Here is a 4,186-nt window from a genome sequence, read left to right on the forward strand (position 1 = left end):
GCGGGTCTTGTCGAAGCGGCGCTTGCGGCGGTAGTCGGCGAGGCTCATGGCGCGGGCCCGGCCCGCGTCACGTGCGCAGGTGCGCGCGGACCGCCGCGGCGCTGCTGCCCACGGCCTGCACCGCGGCGCGCAACTCGTCGGCGGAGACGCGCAGTGCCTGCGTCCAGTCGCGCACTTCGTCGTCTTCGTGGAGGTTGATGCGGTCGCGATCGGGCGAACCGGTATTGCGGGTGTCGTCGCTCATGCCGAAGTCCTGCTGTCCAGAAGCCGCTGCGGTCGTGGGGCGCACGCCGCAGAGCGCGGCGGCGAGGTCCGACGGACACGGCATGCGTCGGCGGACCGGTTCGGAAACTTCTAGTCGCGCCGGCGTGGCATCGCTGTGAACGCCGTGTCTGCCCCATGCATGCTCGCCGCATGCTCAGAACGCCAGCGAGGTACTGAACAACACCTGCCGCGGCGCGCTGCGCTGCAGCGTCTGGTAGTCGCCGGCAAAGGCCGAGCCCGCGATGTTGGCGGTACCGATGTTGTGGCGGTCGAGCAGGTTGCTGACGTCAAGGCGCAGTTCCAGGCCGGGTAGCGGGCTGTCGGGCCCCAGCGTGTACGCGGTGTACGTGTTGACCTGCCAGAACGCCGGCACGCGCAGGTCGTTCTCGTAGGTGAAGGGCTGATGCAGGTACTCGGTGCTGGTGGCGCCGAAGCGCCAGTGGCGCACATGCGCCGACAGGTCGCTGACCAGCGACAGTTGCGGATAGCCCGGCTGCGCCTTGCCCTGGATCGGATAGACGTTGCCGTCGACGACGACGTCGCGGTCGTAGACCGAGCGCGCCAGCGCCACGCCTTGGTAGAACTGCAGGTGCGGGGTGAGGTCGACGGTCACGCCCAGGTCGGCGCCGAAGGTGTGCATCTTCGGCATCACCTGCACGGTGTTGACCTGCGCGAACTGGGTGCCGACCGCGGCCGACAGCAGGCGATGGCGGATGTCGCCGTAGAACACGTCCGCGGTGACGGTGGCGCGGTCGAAGCGATGGGTGCCGCCGAGGGTGAGGTTCCAGTCCTGTTCCGGCTGCAGGTGGCGGGCGAGACGGTCGAAGCTGGCCTGGTCGGGCACGGTCCAGGCCGAGGCGGTGTAGCCGATGTTGCCGCGCTGGGCGACGCGGAAGCCGTTCATCGCGCTGCCCAGGTCGATGAAGCCATCGGTCTGCGCGGTCGGGCTCCAGAACAGCGACAGATGCGGCAGGAACGCGCTCTTCGCGCGCAGCGTGCCGGCCGCCGGCCGGTCCGGCGCATCGCCGACACCGCCGCCGCTGGTGCGAAAATCCACCGCCTTGGCGCCCACGCCCAGCACCAGCGTGTCGCTCAGCGCGATGTCGTCGTGCAGGTAGGCCTGGCGCGCGCGGGTGGTCCACTGCGAGACGTTGTCGGTCTTGAATGCCGGCCCGTATACGTCCCACGGCCCGGTGGTGCGCAGCGGCTGGCCTTGCCCCAGCAGCGGCTCGGTGTACCAGGACGTCGCCGCGTCGGCGCTGCCGTGCTCCTGCCAGAGGCCGGCGCTGAGCGTGTGCCGGCCATGCACATAGGTCAGGCTGAGCAGGCCGCCGGTGCGCTGCAGGTGCGGCGCCTGCACCTGCTCGGAGAACGGCGCGCCGTTGGGTGAGGGCGTGGTCGGATCGCTCAGCGTGGCGTGGGTGCGGCTGCGCGCGCTGTAGAGCTGTACGTGGCCGCTGAGCGCGTCGGAGATATGGAAGTCGTGCGCGAGCGAGGCGATGCGGTCGTCGGTGACCTGGCCGGTGTCGTACGGCAGCAGCCCGGCCAGCGCGCCGCAGCGGTAGGCGCCGCAGGAGGCGGCGGCGTTCTGCGGCAGGGCGATGGCGTAGGCCCTGGCGTAGTCGGGATAGAGACTGTCGGCGCGCCAGCCCAGCTTGCCGAGCATGTCGAAGGACAGGTTGTTGTAGCCCCACATCGCCGCGTGGCTGGCGGACAGGAACACGGTGAACGTGCCCCAGGCCACGTCCTGCGTCGCCTTCAGGTCGCCGCGCAGGAAGCGCTGGGTGCCGCCGCCCTGGTACTTGTCCGCGCCCAGCCGCTGCAGGTCGACCTGCACTTTCGGGCCGTTGTCGCCGAGTTGCCCGCTCTGCGCGGAGACCGTGGTGACCCGGGTCGCGTCACTGCCCACGCCTTGCTTGATGCGCAGGCCGGGCGCCTCCTTCGGCTCGCCCAGGCGGTACTCCAGCGCGCCGCCGTTGGCGCTGCTGGAGAACACGCTCACCGGTGCCGCGCCGGGGCTGACCGTGATGGTGCCGATGGCGTCCGGCACGCCGACGTTGACCACGCTGGTGCCGGTCAGCGACAGGAAGCCGCTGTCGTTCAACGGCACGCCTTCGAAGGTGACGCCCATTTCGTTCATGCGGAAGCCGCGCACGAACAGGCTGGTGGCGGAGACGTCCAGGCCCAGGCCATCGGTGGCGGTATAGCTGGCGCCGGGCACGGTCTTCAGCCGCGCCAGGCCGTTGCTGCCGGCGAGGTCGGCGTCCATGTCGCCGGCATTGATGACGTAGCGGTTCGGGCCCACCACCTGGGTGGGCGCCACTGCGGCCGCATGCGGCGAGGCCACCACGTCCAGCGCGGACAGCGTGGTCGGTGTGGTGTCCGCATCGGTGCCGGCGGCCGCGTCCGCAGCGTGCGCCGGGGATGCTGCGAGGCAGGCGGTCAGCGTCGCGGACAACAACGACGGCGTGCACGCGCGCATGCGGCGATGCGGTGCAGAGATCGGCAAGGCCGTGGCGCGGAGACGGGAGGAGGTCGCGTGCATGGTCGGATCCGGCGTGGAGTGGGGAAGCGGTGGCGCACGCGCGCACCCAGCGCAGGACCGCCTGTTCGCGGCGGCGTCCGGCTGGCTGTGCGTTTGCGATGACAGTGCGCCGGCGCTGCGGCGCGGAACCGGGAAGATGGCGCGCGGCAGGTGCGGCGGCCCGCTCCGGATCGATGGAGGCGAACGGCGCAGCTGCGGCAGCGCGCTTCCCGCGGTGAATACAGCGGCGTGAAGCGATGCAGGAAATTCTTGCATCGCATGTGCGCTTGCACCATTGCGCATTGGTACAGCGCTGCCTGCTGCGCGTATGCGATGCGATACCTGGGTATAGGGCGCTGGTGCCGCTGCGCGAACGAGAATGGATCAGCGCCGACGTCTACGGCGAGTGCATGCACGGTGGCGGGGGCCGACCTCATGCTGCTGCACGCGTGCGCGAGACATGGGGCCGAATGCTCAGGACCGACGCGGCTCCACCGGCAGGCGCCGGGTGCGACTGGCTTCGCGGAGGGGCGCCATCGCCAGGCTTGCAGACGCCTGCCGCCCATGACCTGCGACCTATTGACGACAGTTGTCGCCATGGGTAGCTTTGCCGACACGTGTAGTCATCGGAGTGGGCGGATGCGCCGCAAATCGATCGGGGACCAGGAACTGGCCCTGCTGCAGTACATCGCCGAACACGGCGATGCCAGTGTCGGGGAGGTCGCCGCCGGGTTCGGCGAGGCGCGCGGGCTGGCGCGCTCGACCGTGCTGACCATGATGGAGCGCCTGCGCGCCAAGGCCTATCTGCGTCGCCGCCAGGTGCAGGGCGTGTACCGCTATGCCGCCACCAGCGGCCAGGACGACGTGGTGCGCAGCGCGGTCGGCAGCTTCGTCGAGAAGACCCTGCAGGGCTCGGTCTCGCCGTTCGTGGCGTGGATGTCGCAGCGCGCCGAGGTCAGCGACACGGAACTGGCCGAACTCGAGGCCCTGGTGGCCAAACTGCAATCGCAACGGCGAGAGGACTGAGCCATGCACAGCCTGGTGGGGACGGACGTGTTCGAGAGCCTGCTGTCGCGGCTGCTGGCGACCAGTGTGCAGACGCTGGTGCTGGTCGCGCTGATCTGGGCGCTGTGCCGCTGGCTGCCGACCCTGCCGGCGGCGACGCGTTGCCGGTTGTGGTGGCTGGTCGCCGCGCAGAGCGTGCTGGGCCTGCTGTGGGCCGGGGCGGTGCAGTTGCCGGTGCTGCCGGCCGCGCCGGCGCCGGTCGTTGTAGCACCGGCGGCCGTCGCCACGGTGCCGGCGACGCAGGCAGGCGCTGCGATGCCGCGCGTGTCCGCTGCGGTGCCTGCGCAGATCAACGTCAACGCCACCGCTGCCACCGCGGCGATCGCCGCCCCC

The 4,186-nt window shown here is 70.7% G+C and carries 3 protein-coding genes and 1 pseudogene; 2 read left to right on the forward strand and 2 right to left on the reverse strand.

From position 1 onward, the window contains the following. Window positions 1-67: 67 nt before the first annotated feature. Window positions 68-244 (reverse strand): DUF3606 domain-containing protein, encoded by a 177-nt coding sequence (locus D183_RS26520; RefSeq protein ID WP_017909739.1) that lies wholly within the window; start codon window positions 242-244, stop codon window positions 68-70. 174 nt (window positions 245-418) lie between these two features. Next, a complete protein-coding gene (locus D183_RS0115080) occupies window positions 419-2,746 on the reverse strand; it encodes a TonB-dependent receptor domain-containing protein (protein ID WP_017909740.1) in 2,328 nt (775 codons plus the stop codon). Between the two features lie 681 nt (window positions 2,747-3,427). Here D183_RS0115080 and D183_RS0115085 point away from each other — a divergent pair. Together D183_RS0115085 and D183_RS24890 are read left to right on the forward strand one after the other, a co-directional pair. Beyond that, window positions 3,428-3,814, forward strand: coding sequence for a BlaI/MecI/CopY family transcriptional regulator (locus D183_RS0115085; RefSeq protein WP_017909741.1), 387 nt, complete (start codon window positions 3,428-3,430; stop codon window positions 3,812-3,814). A gap of 3 nt (window positions 3,815-3,817) precedes the next feature. Beyond that, a pseudogene (locus D183_RS24890) lies at window positions 3,818-4,186 on the forward strand (M56 family metallopeptidase); the annotation flags it as partial.

Origin of the sequence: Xanthomonas sp. SHU 199, assembly GCF_000364665.1 — a bacterium.
GTDB lineage: Bacteria > Pseudomonadota > Gammaproteobacteria > Xanthomonadales > Xanthomonadaceae > Xanthomonas_A > Xanthomonas_A sontii.